16 protein-coding genes are annotated in these 16,130 nt (G+C 71.1%); 8 read left to right on the top strand and 8 right to left on the bottom strand.

Annotated elements, in window-relative coordinates; translation table 11 throughout:
- Nucleotides 1-9: 9 nt before the first annotated feature.
- The 3 genes from ACIPC1_RS01945 to ACIPC1_RS01935 all read right to left on the bottom strand — a co-directional run bounded on the left by ACIPC1_RS01945 (nt 10) and on the right by ACIPC1_RS01935 (nt 1,581).
- A complete protein-coding gene (locus tag ACIPC1_RS01945; RefSeq protein ID WP_402512443.1) occupies nt 10-519 on the bottom strand; it encodes an AAA family ATPase in 510 nt (169 codons plus the stop codon).
- A gap of 64 nt (nt 520-583) precedes the next feature.
- A complete protein-coding gene (locus tag ACIPC1_RS01940; RefSeq protein WP_402512441.1) occupies nt 584-964 on the bottom strand; it encodes a MazG-like family protein in 381 nt (126 codons plus the stop codon).
- A 71-nt stretch (nt 965-1,035) separates the two neighbouring features.
- Nucleotides 1,036-1,581, bottom strand: a complete 546-nt coding sequence (locus ACIPC1_RS01935) for a DoxX family protein (RefSeq protein WP_384384014.1) — start codon at nt 1,579-1,581, stop codon at nt 1,036-1,038.
- Nucleotides 1,582-1,702: 121 nt separating this feature from the next.
- Between ACIPC1_RS01935 and ACIPC1_RS01930 the strand changes: the two genes are divergently transcribed.
- A complete protein-coding gene (locus ACIPC1_RS01930; RefSeq protein WP_402512439.1) occupies nt 1,703-2,029 on the top strand; it encodes a nuclear transport factor 2 family protein in 327 nt (108 codons plus the stop codon).
- 186 nt (nt 2,030-2,215) lie between these two features.
- A complete protein-coding gene (locus ACIPC1_RS01925; protein WP_402512438.1) occupies nt 2,216-3,211 on the top strand; it encodes an aldo/keto reductase in 996 nt (331 codons plus the stop codon).
- A gap of 24 nt (nt 3,212-3,235) precedes the next feature.
- On the opposite strand, the gene ACIPC1_RS01920 is transcribed toward ACIPC1_RS01925, so the two are convergent.
- Entirely contained in the window at nt 3,236-3,961 is a 726-nt protein-coding gene (locus tag ACIPC1_RS01920) for an ABC transporter ATP-binding protein (protein WP_402512437.1), read from the bottom strand.
- A 128-nt stretch (nt 3,962-4,089) separates the two neighbouring features.
- Nucleotides 4,090-5,532 carry an ABC transporter permease gene (locus tag ACIPC1_RS01915; protein ID WP_402512436.1) on the bottom strand — a complete coding sequence of 481 codons (1,443 nt, stop codon included), beginning with the start codon at nt 5,530-5,532 and terminating at the stop codon, nt 4,090-4,092.
- A gap of 399 nt (nt 5,533-5,931) precedes the next feature.
- Between ACIPC1_RS01915 and ACIPC1_RS01910 the strand changes: the two genes are divergently transcribed.
- Nucleotides 5,932-7,083 carry a D-alanyl-D-alanine carboxypeptidase family protein gene (locus tag ACIPC1_RS01910; RefSeq protein WP_402512435.1) on the top strand — a complete coding sequence of 384 codons (1,152 nt, stop codon included), beginning with the start codon at nt 5,932-5,934 and terminating at the stop codon, nt 7,081-7,083.
- Nucleotides 7,084-7,480: 397 nt separating this feature from the next.
- Here the strand turns inward: ACIPC1_RS01910 and ACIPC1_RS01905 are convergent, their stop codons facing one another.
- The gene (locus tag ACIPC1_RS01905; RefSeq protein WP_402512434.1) at nt 7,481-8,239 is read right to left on the bottom strand and encodes an SDR family oxidoreductase; all 759 of its coding nucleotides are present in this window, start codon (nt 8,237-8,239) and stop codon (nt 7,481-7,483) included.
- 144 nt (nt 8,240-8,383) lie between these two features.
- On the opposite strand from ACIPC1_RS01905, the gene ACIPC1_RS01900 reads away from it, so the two are divergent.
- A complete protein-coding gene (locus tag ACIPC1_RS01900) occupies nt 8,384-10,030 on the top strand; it encodes an alkaline phosphatase D family protein (protein WP_402512433.1) in 1,647 nt (548 codons plus the stop codon).
- Between the two features lie 113 nt (nt 10,031-10,143).
- On the opposite strand, the gene ACIPC1_RS01895 is transcribed toward ACIPC1_RS01900, so the two are convergent.
- Nucleotides 10,144-11,172, bottom strand: a complete 1,029-nt coding sequence (locus ACIPC1_RS01895) for a Gfo/Idh/MocA family protein (protein ID WP_402512431.1) — start codon at nt 11,170-11,172, stop codon at nt 10,144-10,146.
- A 129-nt stretch (nt 11,173-11,301) separates the two neighbouring features.
- Between ACIPC1_RS01895 and ACIPC1_RS01890 the strand changes: the two genes are divergently transcribed.
- The 3 genes from ACIPC1_RS01890 (at nt 11,302) to ACIPC1_RS01880 (ending at nt 15,060) form a co-directional block, all read left to right on the top strand.
- Nucleotides 11,302-12,651 (top strand): multidrug effflux MFS transporter, encoded by a 1,350-nt coding sequence (locus tag ACIPC1_RS01890; protein ID WP_402512430.1) that lies wholly within the window; start codon nt 11,302-11,304, stop codon nt 12,649-12,651.
- The gene (locus ACIPC1_RS01885) at nt 12,648-13,811 is read left to right on the top strand and encodes a serine hydrolase domain-containing protein (RefSeq protein WP_402512428.1); all 1,164 of its coding nucleotides are present in this window, start codon (nt 12,648-12,650) and stop codon (nt 13,809-13,811) included. The genes ACIPC1_RS01890 and ACIPC1_RS01885 overlap by 4 nt, the downstream gene beginning before the upstream one ends.
- Nucleotides 13,812-14,076: 265 nt before the next feature.
- Nucleotides 14,077-15,060, top strand: a complete 984-nt coding sequence (locus ACIPC1_RS01880; protein WP_402512426.1) for a small ribosomal subunit Rsm22 family protein — start codon at nt 14,077-14,079, stop codon at nt 15,058-15,060.
- Between the two features lie 56 nt (nt 15,061-15,116).
- Here ACIPC1_RS01880 and ACIPC1_RS01875 read toward each other — a convergent pair whose 3' ends face one another.
- Nucleotides 15,117-15,296 (bottom strand): DUF6243 family protein, encoded by a 180-nt coding sequence (locus ACIPC1_RS01875; protein ID WP_384384776.1) that lies wholly within the window; start codon nt 15,294-15,296, stop codon nt 15,117-15,119.
- Between the two features lie 103 nt (nt 15,297-15,399).
- Here ACIPC1_RS01875 and ACIPC1_RS01870 point away from each other — a divergent pair, with 103 nt between their 5' ends.
- Nucleotides 15,400-16,077, top strand: coding sequence for a TetR/AcrR family transcriptional regulator (locus tag ACIPC1_RS01870; protein WP_402512424.1), 678 nt, complete (start codon nt 15,400-15,402; stop codon nt 16,075-16,077).
- Nucleotides 16,078-16,130: the final 53 nt, after the last annotated feature.

Genomic DNA, 16,130 nt, shown 5'->3' with positions numbered 1-16,130 from the left:
GGAGGGCGTTCAAGCCCTGATGCCCGGCAGGCCGCGGAGCAGAGCCGCCAGGGACTCCTCCTCGGTCCGGCCCGCCGTGTCGACGGTCAACTGCCCGCCGTCCCACGGCTCGTAGGCGATACGCGCGATCTGCCCCCAGTCCGGCAGCGGTAGACCGGGGATGTCCGTCACGCGGGTCGCCGCACGCTCGCGGTGCTCGGCGGGGTCCGAGCAGACCACCTCCACCTCGACGGCGGTCACGCCGGCCCGGGCGGCCGCCTCGCGCCAGGCGGCCCGGGTGACCGGCAGTGGGTTCACCGACTCGGCGATCACGGTGTGCCCCTGCCTGAGGTGCTCCTCGGCGAGGGCGTACCCGACGACGTAGCCCGCCGGGCCGACCGGGTGGGTGGTCAACCCCGAGCGGACCAAGGCCTGTTCGATGGTGTCGACGCGGACGTGGACCGCCCCTGTGCGGAGGGCGAGGAGCCGGGCGAGCGTCGTCTTTCCGGTGGCGGGAAGGCCGCCGAGGATGATCAGCACGAGGCTCAGTGTGCCGCACGGGTGCCGCACAGGCGGGTCACCTTCGCGGCGTCTGCTGTGTGGGTCACGGGGTCCGGGCCGGGCCGAGTGAGCGCTCCGTGACCTCGGCCAGGTGGGCGGTGAAGACCTCGCGGGCGTCCGGAGCCAGCGTGCGCAGGGCCACCAGGGCCGTGATGACGACGTCGCAGAGTTCGGACCGTACGTCGTCCCAGGTGTGGCTCGTCCCCTTGCGAGGGTTCTGGCCGGTCGCGCCGATCACCGCCTGCGCGACCTCGCCGACCTCCTCGGAGAGTTTCAGCATGCGCAGGAGCAGCAACTCCCGCCCGGCGACTGCCTGGTTGGTGTCCAGCCAGGTGTGCAGGCGGTCGATCGAGTCCCAGACGACGTCGTCAGCGTCGTCAGCGTTTTCAGCATTTTCAGCGTCTTCGGCAGCGCGGTCAGCCATGCGAGCAGCTTGCCACCCCCGGGAGCACCCCTGGGACGGCGGCCGGACGCCTACTCGTCGAGTCCGGACGCCTACTCGTCGAACAGCGTTTCCTGCTCGCCCTCCGCCGCCTTCCGTACCCGCTGGTTCCGTGCGCCCACGACCGCCGCGGTGACCGCCGCCGTCACGCCCAGCGCGGCCGGCACCATCCAGCCGCGGTTCACCGCGTGCCCCAGCACCTGGTCGAGGGAGAGCCTGCCGGGTCCCGTCACGGCGAGACCCGCCGCCGTCAGGCCCAGGCTCGCCGCGTACTCGTAGCCGCCGCCCTGCGCGAAGAACCCGTTCGGCACGTGCACCGCCGCCGCGCCCGCCATCGCGCCGGCCGCCGCCGCCCCGGCCGCGGGGGTCGCGAGGCCCAGCGCGAGCAGTGCGCCGCCGCCCGCCTCGGCGAGCCCCGCCGCCGTCGCACTCGTCCTCCCGGGTGAGTAGCCCATGGACTCCATGGCCATCCCGGTGTTCCGGAGCCCGCCCCCGCCGAACCAGCCGAACAGCTTCTGCGCCCCGTGCGCGGCCAGCACGCCGCCGGTGCCCAGGCGGAGCAGCAGCAGTCCCAGATCACGTCGGTCGAAACAGGTCACGGTTACTCCCGGAACGGACGGGGTGGAGGGACCTCCACCGTCGCACCGATAACCCCCACCCGGCGCGCCCGTGCCGCCGTTCGGGTGGCGGCCCCCGGACAGCGGTGTGAGTCTGGCTGGCATGACGATTCAGGTAGCCAAACTCAGCGACCCGGCCGTCCGGGCGTTCGTCACCGCTGTGAACGCCCACGACCGCGACGCCTTCCAGGCCGTTCTCGCCTCGGGCGCCACTATGTCCGACGACGGTTCCGACCGTGACCTCGCCGACTGGACCGACCGGGAGATCTTCTCCTCGCACGGCCACATGGACGTGGACAACGAGTCCAAGGGCGGCCGCTCCCTCATCGCCCGCTACAGCAACGACGCCTGGGGCGAGATGAAGACGAGGTGGAGCTTCACCGTCGACGACGGCGGCAGGATCTCCCGCTTCGAGACGGGTCAGGCGTAACCAACCGTCACAACCCGCGGGCGGGGTTCGACCGTCACTACTCGCGGGCGGGGTTCGACCGTCACCACCCGCCGCCGGGGTTAGACCGTCACCACTCGCGGCCGGGCGCTCGGGCGCGCGCCCTGCGTCACAACTCGCCGCCAGGGTCTTGCCCTTGCGTGCACTCCAACTCCTAGCGTCCACACTATGGAGACCTTCGAGCACCACAGGACACTGGGCCGCAGCGGCATCGAGGTCAGCGCCCTCGGCTTCGGCTGCTGGGCGATCGGCGGCGAGTGGGGGACCCCCGACGGGCAGCCCCTGGGCTGGGGCAAGGTCGACGACGAGGAGTCCGTACGGGCCGTACGCCGCGCCCTCGACCTCGGCGTGACGTTCTTCGACACCGCCGACGCGTACGGCACCGGGCACAGCGAGCGGGTTCTCGCGCGCGCCCTCGGCAAGCGCCGCGCCGATGTCGTCGTCGCCACCAAGTGGGGCAACCTGATCGACGAGGAGCGCCGCGTCGCGCTCGGGAGTGACGACTCACCGGCGTACGCCCGACGCGCGCTGACCGCCTCCCTGCGCCGCCTGGACACCGACTACATCGACCTCTACCAACTGCACATCTCCGACGCCGACCCTGACCGCGCCGTCGAACTCCGCGACGCCTGCGAGGAGTTCGTGAGCGAGGGGCTGATCCGCGCGTACGCCTGGAGCACCGACGACCCCGAGCGGGCGGCGGTCTTCGCGGCGGGCGAGCACTGCGCCGCCGTACAGCACTGTCTGAACATCCTCCAGGACGCCCCCGAACTCCTGGCGCTCTGCGAGGAGTCGAACCTCGCGAGCATCAACCGCAGCCCGCTCGCGATGGGTCTGCTGACCGGCAAGCACGCGCCGGGGCGCGCCCTCGAAGCGGGCGACATCCGCAACGCGCCGCCCGCCTGGCTGCCGGGCTTCAACGAGAGCAGCGGCGCAGACCCGGACTGGCTCGCCAGGGTCGACGCCCTCAGGGACATCCTCACCAGCAACGGCCGTACGCTCGCGCAGGGCGCCCTCGCCTGGATCTGGGCGCGCAGCCCGCGTACCGTCCCGATCCCCGGTTTCCGCTCGGTCGCCCAGGTCGAGGAGAACGCGGGCGCGATCGCCGAAGGGCCGCTCACCGCCGAGCAGTTGACCGAGGTCGACCGGGTTCTCGGACGGTAAGCGGCCCCAGGGACCGCCGAACGGCTACTGGACGAACTGCTGGGGAGTCGGAGCCGCGGCGTGCCGTGCCGGGCCGCCCTGCTCCTTCAGTGAGATCTGCCCCTTCTTGATGGTCGCGAGGCGCGGCGCACGGCGGGCGATGGACGAGTCGTGGGTGACCATGATGAAAGTCAGCCCGTACTCGTGCCACAGCCCGTCGAGCAGGCCCATGATGTCGTCGCGGGTGCCCTCGTCGAGGTTGCCGGTCGGCTCGTCGGCGAGGAGCACCTTCGGCTTCTTGACCAGGGCACGCGCGATGGCGACACGCTGCTGCTGGCCGCCGGACAGCTCCGACGGCGCATGGGTCAGCCGGTCGCCGAGGGCGACCGAGGCCAGCGCCTCGGCGGCCCGCTCGCGCCGCTCCTTGGGCTTCACGCCGAGCGGGACGAGCGCCGTCTCGACGTTCTCCTGCGCGGTCAGGGTCGGGATGAGGTTGAACGACTGGAAGATGATGCCGATCTTCTCGGCGCGCAGCCGGGTCAGCTTGGCCTCGCTGATGGAGGCGAGGTCCACGCCGTCCAGCTCGACGCTGCCCGAGGAAGGGCGGTCAAGGCCGCCGATCATCTGCAGCAGGGTGGACTTGCCGCCACCCGTGGGGCCCTGGATGACGAGCTGGTCGCCGTCCTCGATGGTGAGGTCGATGCCGCGCAGCGCCTCCACCGTGTCCTTGCCCCGCGTGTAGCGCTTGGTGACGCCGGTGAGCTTGTACATGAGTTCTCCGAAGATGAAGCAGGTGAGGTGAGGTGAGGAAAGGGGGGCGGGGCGCCGCGACCCGGGGGGAACGGACGCGGCGCCCCAGCTCAAGGGGCCGACCCGAAGGCCGGTTGCCCGAGGGCCTGTTACTGAACGCTGCGCAGCGCGTCCGCCGGGCGCATCCGGGAGGCGCGCCAGCCGCCCATCGCGCCGGCGATCAGACCGCCGGCGATGGCCAGGCCCGCAGCGAGCGCGATGGTGGTGAGCGAGACCGGTGCGGAGAGCGCGATGTCCATGGTGTTGGTGGCCGCCTGCTGGGCGCCGCCGCCCATGCGACCGCCGCCGCCTCCACCCGCGCCGGCCGTGGAGCCGAGCTCCGCGGTCAGCGTCGGGCTGATCGCCGTCACGGTGTACGCCGCGCCGAGACCGATGGCGATGCCGAGCGCGCCGCCGATCAGACCGTTCACGATGGACTCGCCGACGACCTGCCGGGTGACCTTGCGGGACGGCCAGCCGAGCGCCTTGAGGGTGCCGAACTCACGCACCCGGCGGGAGACGGCGGAGGAGGTGAGCAGCGCCGCCACCAGGAACGCGGCGATGAGCACCGCGATGGACAGCCACTTGCCCACGCTGGTCGCGAGGTTGGAGGCGGTGGACAGCGAACCCGAGACGGTGTCCGCGAGGTCGGCGGAGGTGGTGACCGTCGTACCCGAGATGTTCTTCTGGATGGCCGCCTTGACCGTGTCGATCTGCTTCGAGTCGGTCGCGGTGACGTAGATGGTGGTGACCTCGTCGGCCGAGTCGCCCAGCGTCTGTGCCTGCTTCAGCGGCAGGTAGACGTCGGTGGTCGACTCGCTGCTGTCCGGTGTCGCGATGCCGATGATGTCGTACTTGGTGTCCGAGATCGTGATCGTCTTGGCGGTGGTGAGCTCGTTCTCCTTGGCGTACGACGCGCTGACCACCGCGACCTTGGAGTTGGACTGCGCCGTCGTGAAGGTCGTGCCCGTGGTGATCTTCGACGTGGCGAGCGGGCCGAGATCCTGGTTGGTGACGTCGACGCCCGCGACGGTGTACGAGTTCACGTCGAAGGACGCGCCGCCGCCCTGTACGCGGGGCTGGCCGCCGCCCTGGCCGGCACCGCCGCCCTGGCCGGAGGGCGCCGCGGACTCCGCGGTGCCCTGGGTGAAGGAGCCGTCGACCTTGGTGACGTTCAGGCTCAGCGCGCCGACCGCGCTCGCCACGCCCGCCTGATCGGCGACCTCGGTGACGAGCGAGGCCTTGAGGGCCTGCCCGCCCTGAGGCATCACGCGGTCCGAGCTCTGGGTTTCGCTGCTGTCCGAGCCTGCGTTGAAGTCGAACTTGGGCCGGCCCGACGCTCCGTCCGTGGGTGCTGCCTGTGCCTTGGTGACCGTCATGTCGGTGCCGAGCCCGTACAGCGAGGTCAGGACCTTGTCCTGGGCCTGCGTCATGCCGGCCGACACCGAGTTGACGGTGATGACCAGCGCAATACCGAGCGCCAGACCCAGGGCGATGACCAGGGCCGCCTTCTTGCGCCGGCTCAGCTCACGCTTGAGATAGATGCCAAACATCCCGTTCCTCAAAGGTTCTTGGCGCCCGCTGTGGGCGCGGCCACAAGCTATGGACGGAAGCTTTGAGTCAGGCTGAGTAAGGGATGTGTAAGGGCTGAGAATGTGAGGCCCGATATCAATATTTCATCAGACAGCTGATTCCTAAGTTCCCTAGGGGTGACTGCCAGGTAGTGCCTGTTGAGTGGCTTCTTGGTGAAGAACGGCGGGCCCGTCCGGTACGTATCTCCCGGTGGGACGGTGGATGGGTGTACGGGGCGGGTCCGCGCCTCTTTCGGCATGTCGCGCACGCGTCGTCGGCGCGTTCCCGTCCGTTGCCTTTGCGCTCCCTTTGGGAACGCGGTGGATTTTCTTTGTCACCCCGCCGTGTGGTGTCACAGACTGCCTCTGTACGGTCCCGGGGTGCGTGATTCCACCCGGCTCTCCCGTCGTGCCGCCCTCGGCCTCGCCGCGGCTGCCGTTCCGCTTGCCGCGGCCGTCCCCGCTGCCGCCGCGACCACGATCGGCGGTGAGCGGCTCACCCGCGGCGGTGTTCAGGTGAGTGGCGCCTCCGGTCTGCCCAAGGGGCTCACCGCCCGCTCCTGGCTCGTCGCGGACCACGACAGCGGCGAGGTGCTCGCCTCGTACGACGCGCACCGGCGCCTCGCGCCCGCGTCCACCCTCAAGATGCTGTTCGCGGACACCGTGCTGGACAGGTTCGAGCGGACCGAGAAGCACACGGTGACCGCCGCCGACCTGGCGGGGATCCCCTCCGGCTCCAGCCTCGTCGGCGTCCGGGCCGGAATCACGTACACCGTCGAGGAGTTGTGGCTCGGCGTCTTCCTGCGCTCCGGCAACGACGCCGTGCACGTGCTCAGCCACATGAACGGCGGCGTCGACGAGACGGTCGCGCAGATGCAGGCCAAGGCCGAGGATCTACAGGCCCTGGACACCAAGGTGGTCAGCCCCGACGGCTTCGACCACGAGGGTCAGCTGTCGTCGGCGTACGACCTGACGCTCTTCGCCCGGCACGGGCTCGCCGACGCCGACTTCCGCGCCTACTGCGCGACGAGGACCGCGGACTTCCCGGCCGGCGGCAAGAAGACCTTCCAGATCCAGAACACCGACCGCCTGCTGACCGGCGCGGACGGCGTGGCGGTGTACGACGGCCTGATCGGTGTCAAGAACGGTTATACGAGCAACGCCGGCAACACCTTCACAGGCGCCGCGACCCGCGACGGGCGGACCCTCCTCGTCACCGTGCTGCACCCGAAGAGCGGCGGCGGTGGCGTCTACGAGGAGACGGCCGCGCTGCTGGACTGGGGGTTCGGGGAGGGCACGAAGGCCAAGTCCGTGGGCACGCTGGTCGAGCCGCTCGGTGCGGGTGGCACGGGCGGTGCGAGCGCGACGCCCGCACGGCAGGGGGTGGCAGGCGCTTCCGCCTCCAGCGCCGCGAACAAGTCCTCGTGGGGGATGGCGGGCGGGGCCGGGGGAGCGGTGGCGCTGCTCGCGGGCGGCACACTCGCCCTGCGCAACCGCGGACGCGGATCCGGGGGCGGCAACCACCGCCGTTGAGTGGTGTGTGTGGTGCGGCAACCATCGCCCTCGAGCGGGGCAACCACCGCCGTTGAGCGACGTGTGCGTGGTGGGCAACCACCGTGTGCGCGTGCGGGGTGGCGACGGCCACCGTCGGCCGGCAGATGTGCGGTAGCAGCCGTCCGAGGCCCGGTGCATACCCCGCGGTCCTGCGCGAGGTCCGCCCCCTCCGGGCCGCGGACGGCTGCTCCTCCCCCCTCGGCGCGGACCGTGGTGTACACCGTGGCCGTACCGAAGTCCTGCGCTCCAAGTGTGAAGCTCTGATGGAGGAGAGGTTGAGCATATGCCCGCCACCGGCCTTTATGGTCCGGAGGTTCAGCTTCCGTTTGTGCAGGTTGAGGATGTGACGCGGCGGGCGCGGGCCTGCGCGGCCCTCTCAGCCGCGCCCCGCGTACGGCATCGCCGTCGCCAGCACGGTCGCGAACTGCACGTTCGCCTCCAGGGGCAGCTCCGCCATGTGCCGCACGGTGCGCGCCACGTCGGCCACGTCCATCACCGGCTCGACCGCCGTCTCCCCGTTCGCCTGGAGGGTTCCGGTTCGCATGCGTTCGGTCATGTCGGTCGCCGCGTTGCCGATGTCGATCTGACCGCAGGCGATCCGGTACGGACGCCCGTCCAGGGACAGTGACTTGGTCAGTCCGGTCAGCGCGTGCTTGGTCGCCGTGTACGGGGCCGAGTGCGGGCGCGGGGTGTGCGCGGAGATCGAGCCGTTGTTGATGATCCGGCCGCCCTGCGGGTCCTGCCCCTTCATCTGCCGGTACGCCGCCTGCGCGCACAGGAACGCCCCGTTGAGGTTGGTGTCCACGACGTGCCGCCAGGCCTCGTACGGCAGCTCCTCGAACGGGACGCCGCCGGGGCCGAACGTGCCGGCGTTGTTGAAGAGCAGGTCGAGCCGCCCGAAGCGGTCGTGCACGGCCGCGAAGAGGGCCTCGACGTCGTCGGGGCGTGCGACGTCGGTCCGTACGGCGATGGAGGGCCCCTCGGGGGCGAGGGCGGCCGTCTCGTCCAGCAGCTGAGGCCGGCGTCCGGCGAGCGCCACCGACCAGCCGGTGCGCAGCAGTTCCACGGCCACGGCACGTCCGATGCCCGATCCTGCTCCGGTGACCACCGCGATCTTCGTTTGCATGGCATTCATGGCCCCGCAGCGTACGGGAGGCCCCGGGCGGACTCCGTCATGCGGAACTCACGCGTCCGCCATCCTGCTGTTGTGTACGCGCCAAGCTGACGTTGATCGCGACCACTCCAATGGCAGGCACCACCACCGTCAGGGGAGGGCCAGATGACATCCGCAGCCCACACGCATCCGTCGCAGCACACCCCCGAACTCCGCGCCGTCGCCCGCCACATCGGCCGCCGCAGCTTCCTCACCCACACCGCGGCGGCCGCCGCGGTGGCGTTCGCCGTCAACCTGCCGACCGCGGGCGTGGCGAGCGCCGCCGAACTCGACGCCTCGAAAATCACCGAGGACCCCTTCACGCTCGGGGTCGCCTCGGGCGATCCGCTGCCCGGCTCCGTCCTCCTGTGGACGCGGCTCGCGCCGGCCCCGTACCAGCCCGACGGCGGTCTGCCCGCCGAACGCGTCACCGTGCACTGGGAGTTGGCCCACGACGACCGCTTCCGCCGGATCGTGAGACGCGGAACGGCCACCGCACACCCCGAGTTCGACCACACCGTGCATGTCGAGGTCGGCCACCTCGCCGCCGACCGGGTCTTCTACTACCGCTTCCGGACGGGCGGTTGGATCAGCGAGACGGGCCGCACGCGCACGACGCCCGCCCCTCACACCCAGGCGTCGGCCCTCACCTTCGCCGCCGTCTCCTGCCAGTCCTACACGGACGGTTACTTCACCGCGTACGGCCATCTCGCCGAGGACGATGTCGACGTGGTCTTCCACCTCGGCGACTACCTGTACGAGTACGCGGTCAACTCCGTCGGCGGCTACCGCAACTACACCGACCGGGTCATCCCCGCCCTCTTCAACCACGAGACCCTGACCCTGGAGGACTACCGCCTGCGGTACGCCCTCTACAAGTCCGACCCGGACCTGCGCGCCGCACACGCCGCGCACCCCTTCGTCGTCACCTGGGACGACCACGAGACCGAGAACAACTACGCCGACGACATCCCCGAGAACGACGTACCGCCGGAGGAGTTCCTGCTGCGCCGCGCCGCCGCGTACCGCGCGTACTGGGAGAACCAGCCGCTGCGCCGACCGCAGCAGCCGGCGGGGCCCGACATGCAGCTCTACCGGCGGCTGGGCTGGGGCCGGCTCGCCCAGTTCGACATCCTCGACACCCGGCAGTACCGCTCCGACCAGGCGTACGGCGACGGACTCGACCTCCCCGGCCCCGAGATCGACGACCCGGCGCGCACGATGACCGGTGAGACGCAGGAGCGATGGCTGCTCGACGGCTGGCGCGGCTCACCGGCGCTGTGGAACGTCGTCCCGCAGCAGGTCAACTTCGCCCAGCGGAAGTTGGACATCGCTCCGGTCGCCCGGCTGTCGATGGACGCCTGGGACGGCTACCGCGCCTCGCGCCGGCGCGTCCTGGACGGGGCGAAGGCGGCCGGGATCGAGAACCTGATGGTCCTCACCGGCGATGTGCACGTGGCGTACGCCTACGACATCAAGGACGACTTCGACGACCCGTCGTCGGCGACGCTCGGTACGGAGATCGTCGCCACGTCGATCTCCAGCGGCAGGGACGGCGCCGACAGGCCCACCACCTGGGACACGTACACCGGGGCCAACCCGCACATGAAGTTCTACAACGGGCGGCGCGGCTATGTGACGGTCGAGCTGGGGCGGGAGGCGGCGCGGGCGGACTTCAAGACGGTGTCCGGGGTGTCGACGCCGGGCGCTCCGATCACGACGGCGGCGTCGTTCGTGACGGAGGTGGGCGACCAGGGCCTCAAGCCTGCCTGATCCCCGGCCGGTTCGGCTCTGATCGGCTCGCTCCGATCGGTTCGGCTCGGCTCCGATCGGTTCGGTTCGGCTCTGAATCGGTTCGGGTCGGCTCTGAATCGGTTCGGTTCTGATCAGTTCGTCTCCGAGGGATAGCGGACGCCGATGCGGTCCCGGATCGCGTCGAGCGTCCGCATCACGGCGAGGGTGCCGTCGAGGGGGACCAGCGGGGACTCGGTCTCGCCGGCTCGCAGGGCGCGCATGACCTCGGCGGCCTCGTGTTTGAGGCTGTTGCGGGGGCCGTGTGCCGGGTCGGCCGTGAACTCCTCGGGGTCGCGGCCGTCACGGTGCAGGACGAAGCGGTCCGCGAAGAAGAAACCGTCCGGGACGTCGATGCGGCCCTCGGAGCCGGTGACCGAGGCGGCGGTGGGCGTGCCACCGGTGAGAGAGCAGTGCACCGAAGCGAGAGCGCCGCTCTCGAAGGAGAGCACTGCTCCAGTCTGGAGATCGATGCCCTCGTCGGAGAGCACTGCTCTCGCGACAACGTCCGAGGGCTCCCCGAGCAGCAGCTGCGCGAACGACACCGGATAGACCCCCAGATCGAGAAGCGCGCCACCGCCCTGCGCCGGGTCGCGCAGCCGGTGCGAGGGCGGCAGTGTCCCATTCCTCGCCCCCGGCAAGAGGTGTCCGGCTATCCCGAAGTCGGCCTGGACCGTGCGCACTTCACCGACCGCACCGTCCTCGACGAGCGCCTTGAGCCGCCGGATCAGCGGATTGCAGTACGTCCACATGGCCTCCATCAGGAAACGGTCGTGCCGGCGCGCGAGTGCGACCAGCTCCTCCGCCTCCCGTGAGTTCAGCGTGAACGCCTTCTCGCACAGCACATGACGCCCCGCCTCCAGGCACATCCCGGCCGCGGCCCGGTGCGCCGAGTGCGGGGTGGCGACGTACACCACATCCACGTCCGCGTCCTCGGCGAGCGAGGCCCAGTCCCCGTACGCCCTGGGAATCCCGAACCGTTCCGCGAACGCCTTCGCCGAGGCGTCCGTCCGCGAGGCCACGGCCACCACCTCGGCGTCCGGCAGGTCCACCAGGTCCGCCGTGAACGCCGCGGCGATCCCGCCCGTCGCCAGAATCCCCCACCGCACGCGATCCACTGCCATCTCCGGCCCCTCGCTCTGTGACCCCTGTGACTTCTGTGACCCTCTGTGACCTCTGCGGCCTCCATGGCCCCGAACACGCTGTTCGAACTGAGAGCATAGGTGGCGAATCACTCGGAGAGGGAGGGGCGCATGCCCGAGCGTGGCACTACCGCGCGGGAGCAGGAGGGCCGGGAGGGACGGGAAGGCGGGGAGGGGCGCATATCGGACACGGTCGTCGCCGCGTTGCCCGGTGCACGCGGCACCGCCGCCCTCCGCCGCACCGGACTCCTCGTCACCCTGATCCTCGGCGGCCTCACCGCCACACCCCCGCTGGCGATGGACATGTACCTCCCCTCGCTGCCGGAGGTCACCAGATCCCTGCACGCCCCCGCCGCGACCGTGCAGCTCACCCTCACCGCCTGCCTCGCGGGCATGGCGCTCGGGCAGCTGGTCGTCGGCCCGATGAGCGACCGATGGGGACGGCGCAGGCCGCTGCTCGTGGGCCTGCTCATCTACATCCTGGCCACCGCGGTGTGCGCCACCGCCCCGAACATCGAACTCCTCGTCACCTTCCGCCTCGCCCAGGGCCTGGCGGGCGCGGCCGGGATCGTCATCGCGCGGGCGGTCGTCCGCGATCTGTACGACGGCGTGGAGATGGCCCGCTTCTTCTCCTCCCTCATGCTGATCTCCGGCGTCGCCCCGGTCATCGCGCCGCTCATCGGCGGGCAGATCCTGCGGATCACCGACTGGCGGGGTGTGTTCGTGGTCCTCACCGGGGTCGGTATCGCGTTGACGGCGGTCGTCTGGTTCCGGCTGCCCGAGACCCTCGCGCCCGCCGACCGGCACAGCGGCGGCGTGGCCGAGGCGCTGCGCTCGATGCGCGGACTGCTGGCCGACCGGGTCTTCACCGGTTACATGCTCGCGGGCAGCTTCACCTTCGCCGCGCTGTTCGCGTACATCTCCGCCTCGCCCTTCGTGATCCAGGAGATCTACGGCGCCTCCCCGCAGACCTTCAGCCTGCTCTTCGGCATCAACTCCGTCGGCCTGGTGATCGTCGGCCAGATCAACGGCAAGATCCTGGTCGGCCGGGTCAGTCTCGACAAAGTTCTCGCCGTCGGCCTGGCGGTCGTCACGCTCGCCGCGACCGCGCTGCTGCTGATGTCCACGGGTGTCTTCGGCGAGCCCGGGCTCGTTCCGGTCGCCGCCGCGCTGTTCGTGCTGATGTCGGCGATGGGCGTGGCCATGCCCAACACCCAGGCGATGGCCCTGATGCGGGTCAAGCACGCCGCGGGTTCCGCTTCCGCGCTCCTGGGTACCTCCTCCTTCCTCATCGGTGCGATCGCCTCGCCCCTCGTCGGCATCGCCGGGGAGCACACGGCCGTCCCGATGGCCGTCGTCCAACTGGTGGCGGTACTGGTGGCCGCCGCCTGCTTCGTGGGACTGTGCCGTCCCTGGCAATGGGGGTCCCCCCGCTCGATCGGAGCCGAGAGCGGGGGATGACGCACATCGGACGGAAAGGCGGCGGACAGCTGAGCGCGCCGAGACTGCGCATCGACTCACCGGAACGGGCCGGGCTCGACCCCGGAGAACTGAAGCACCTCGTACGGGAGGTACGCGCTCTCACCGGCGGGGCGGACCCCTGGGCGGCGGGCCTCGTCCTGGTCGCCGGGCGCGGTCCGGTCATCGCCGTCGAGGAGGCGGCGGGGTGGGCGGTCCGCTACGCGTCGTACGACCAGGAGGCGGAGACGGGGGTCGAACTGCCGCCCGGGGCACGGGTGCCCGCGACCGTCGACACACCCTTCGATCTGGCCTCCCTCACCAAACTGTTCACGGCGGTCGCCGCGGTGCAGCAGTTGGAGCGGGGCACGCTCGGTATCGACGCGCGTGTCGGCGCGTATCTGCCGGACTTCCGCGCGGTCGTCGAACACGGCCTGACCGTACGGCAGTTGCTCACCCACACCTCCGGGTTGCGGCCCGAAGTCGCGCTGTACAGCTGCCCGGACGACCGGGCGCGGCTCGCGATGCTCCGGGCGGAGGCGCCCGAGTCGGAGCCGGGGGAGTACGTCTACTCGGACGTGAACCTGCTCCTCCTCCAGCATGTCCTCGAGCGCGTCACCGGGCGCACGCTGGACGTCCTCGTGCGTGACGGGATCACCCGGCCGCTCGGGATGACGGCCACGGGCTTCGGGCCGTGTCCCGGGGCGGCGGCCACGGAGGACCAGCGGTGGCCGTGGGCGAAGGCCGATCGGGGCATGCTGCGGGGTGTGGTCCACGACGAGAACGCCTGGGCCCTCGGCGGTGTGGCGGGTCACGCCGGCCTCTTCTCCACGGGCCGCGACCTCGCCGTCTTCTGCCGCACCCTCCTCGCCGGCGGCTCCTACGGCCCCGCCCGCATCCTCGGCCCCGACTTCGTCGAACTCATGCTCACCCCGCCCGGCCTCGGCTTCGCCCTCGACCAGGCCTGGTTCATGGGCGACCTCGCGGGGCGCGGTGCCGCGGGCCATACGGGGTTCACGGGGACGTCGCTGGTACTCGACCCGGCGACGGACACGTTCGTGGTGTTGCTGGCGAACACGGTGCATCCGCGGCGCCGGCCGGCCGACAACGGGCCGCGGGCGGCGGCGGGGACGCGGATGGCCCGGGCGGTGCGGGGGGCTTGAGGGGGAGTTTTTTCGCCCCCTCCGCCCCTGCCCGTCCCTTGTTTCTGGGGCTCCGCCCCAGACCCCGCCAGGGGGCGCCGCCCCCTGCACCCCCGCTCCTCAAACGCCGGAGGGGCTGAACCCCTTTAGCCCGTCCGGCGTTTGAGGACGAGGCCGTTCAGGCCGACAGCGGGGGTCTGGGGGCGGCAGTCCCCAGAAACGGGACGGGCAGGGGCGGCGGGGGCGAAGAAACCAACCCCCACCCCACCAACCGTAGAATCACGACGTGACCGCCCCCGCCGAAACCCTCCGCACCGCCCTCGCCGGCCTTCTCGACGGCCTCCCCCCGAAGGCGGCCACGCAGGCGGTGGAGCGGCTGATCGCGAACTACCGGGGTCGCACCCCGACGCACACCCCGGTCCTGCGCGACCGCTCGGACGTGGTCGCGTACGCGGCGTACCGGATGCCCGCGACCTTCGAGGCGGTACGCACCGCGCTGGACGCGTTCGCGGACGCGGCCCCCGGCTGGGCGCCGGACAGCCACGTGGACGTCGGCGGCGGCACCGGCGCGGCGACCTGGGCGGTGAACGCGACCTGGGAGGGCACGCGCCCGGTCAGGGTGCTCGACTGGGCGGAACCGGCGCTCGCGCTGGGCCGGGAAATCGCCGCGGCGAACCCGGAGTTGAAGTCCGCCGAGTGGCACCGCTCTCGTATCGGAGCAGCGCTCACCATCGAGAGCACCGCTCTCGTCACCGTCTCCTACGTCCTGGGCGAACTGACCGACGCCGACCGCGCCCACGTCGTCGACGCCGCCGCGTCCGCCGCCCAGGCCGTCGTGATTATCGAGCCGGGCACCCCGGACGGCTACGCCCGTGTCATCGAGGCCCGCGACCGGCTGACCGGCGCCGGGTTCCAGGTCGCCGCGCCCTGTCCGCACAGCGCGGGCTGCCCCATCGTCCCCGGCGAGGACTGGTGTCACTTCTCGGCCCGGGTCAGCCGTTCCTCGCTGCACCGCCAGGTCAAGGGCGGCTCCCTGCCGTACGAGGACGAGAAGTTCAGCTATGTCGCCGCGACCCGCTTCCCGTCGGCCCCGGCTCCGTCCCGCGTCGTCCGCAAGCCGCAGATCCGCAAGGGCCAGGTGCTCCTGGACCTGTGCGAGACCGAGCCCTCCCTCCGCCGGGAAACGGTCAGCAAGCGCCACGGGCTCCTGTACAAGGCGGCCCGCGACGCGGTCTGGGGCGACGCATGGCCGCCGCCCCAGGGGGACTGACTCCGTCCCTGGGGGACTGACTCCGCCCCAGGGAGGCTGACTCCGCTTCAGGGGGACTAACTCTGCTCCTCCGCACTGCGGCGCTCTTCCTGCAGCTTGCGCAGCAGTTCACGTTTCTGAGCCTGGGGGTCCTGGCTCACGCCGACCTGCTTGCCCCGGCCCCCGCCGCGCAGCGCCTTGCGGCCCAGGTTGCTGCGGCCTCCGCCGACGCCCAGCATGTTTCCGCCTCGGCTCATCTCGGGTCTCCCTCTTCGGTTCACGGCGAGACGATTCGTCTCGCCAGATACCTACCACTGTCCAGCGAGACGCACCGTCTTGTCAACCTGGTAAATTCACCCCATGGTCCAGAAGCCCTCTCAGTCCTTGGGTAATCCCGCCCCGTCCCCAACCAAACCCACCCCCGACTCCACCCGCCGCAGCGAGAGGTCCCGCCGCGCCATCTATGACGCCGCCCTTTCCCTCGTCAGCGAGGTCGGCTATCCGAAGACCACCATCGAGGGCATCGCCGCCCGCGCCGGCGTCGGCAAGCAGACGATCTACCGCTGGTGGTCGTCGAAGGCGGACGTGCTCCTGGAGGCGTTCATCGATCTCAGTGCCCAGGCGGCGGAGGCCGCGTCCCGGCCCGAGATCCTGGGGGAGCAGGCGGCGTACGAGATCCCGGACACCGGCGATCTGGAGGCCGACCTCAAGCTGGTCCTGCGCGGCACCGTCGACGAGCTCCTCGACCCCAAGTTCGAGATCCCCTCGCGCGCGCTGGCTGCCGAGGGTGTCGTCAACGAGCAGGTCGGCGTCGAGTTCGTGACGAAACTCCTCGAACCCCAGCTCCAGCTGTATGTGAAGCGGCTGCGCTCCGCCCAGGACGTCGGCCAGGTCCGCCAGGGCGTCGACCTGCGCATCGCCCTGGAGCTCTGGGTCTCCCCGCTCGCCCAGCGCTGGCTCCAGCGCACCGGCCCGATCGACTACGCCTACACGGACGCCCTCGTCGACTACGCCCTCCACGGCCTCGCCCCGCGCTGACCGGCAGCCGCTCAACGCGGGATGGCGGCGACATATATCACACCAAAAGGCGC

This window comes from Streptomyces sp. NPDC087263 (assembly GCF_044744645.1).
GTDB lineage: Bacteria > Actinomycetota > Actinomycetes > Streptomycetales > Streptomycetaceae > Streptomyces.
This window is presented reverse-complemented; position numbering and strand designations above follow the sequence as displayed.

Coding starts and splice junctions, on each gene's coding strand:
- ACIPC1_RS01940 (WP_402512441.1), bottom strand. CDS start 964: ATGGCTGACCGCGCTGCCGAAGACGCTGAAAATGCTGAAAACGCTGAC.
- ACIPC1_RS01930 (WP_402512439.1), top strand. CDS start 1,703: ATGACGATTCAGGTAGCCAAACTCAGCGACCCGGCCGTCCGGGCGTTC.
- ACIPC1_RS01925 (WP_402512438.1), top strand. CDS start 2,216: ATGGAGACCTTCGAGCACCACAGGACACTGGGCCGCAGCGGCATCGAG.
- ACIPC1_RS01920 (WP_402512437.1), bottom strand. CDS start 3,961: ATGTACAAGCTCACCGGCGTCACCAAGCGCTACACGCGGGGCAAGGAC.
- ACIPC1_RS01915 (WP_402512436.1), bottom strand. CDS start 5,532: ATGTTTGGCATCTATCTCAAGCGTGAGCTGAGCCGGCGCAAGAAGGCG.
- ACIPC1_RS01905 (WP_402512434.1), bottom strand. CDS start 8,239: ATGAATGCCATGCAAACGAAGATCGCGGTGGTCACCGGAGCAGGATCG.
- ACIPC1_RS01900 (WP_402512433.1), top strand. CDS start 8,384: ATGACATCCGCAGCCCACACGCATCCGTCGCAGCACACCCCCGAACTC.
- ACIPC1_RS01895 (WP_402512431.1), bottom strand. CDS start 11,172: ATGGCAGTGGATCGCGTGCGGTGGGGGATTCTGGCGACGGGCGGGATC.
- ACIPC1_RS01890 (WP_402512430.1), top strand. CDS start 11,302: ATGCCCGAGCGTGGCACTACCGCGCGGGAGCAGGAGGGCCGGGAGGGA.
- ACIPC1_RS01885 (WP_402512428.1), top strand. CDS start 12,648: ATGACGCACATCGGACGGAAAGGCGGCGGACAGCTGAGCGCGCCGAGA.
- ACIPC1_RS01875 (WP_384384776.1), bottom strand. CDS start 15,296: ATGAGCCGAGGCGGAAACATGCTGGGCGTCGGCGGAGGCCGCAGCAAC.
- ACIPC1_RS01870 (WP_402512424.1), top strand. CDS start 15,400: ATGGTCCAGAAGCCCTCTCAGTCCTTGGGTAATCCCGCCCCGTCCCCA.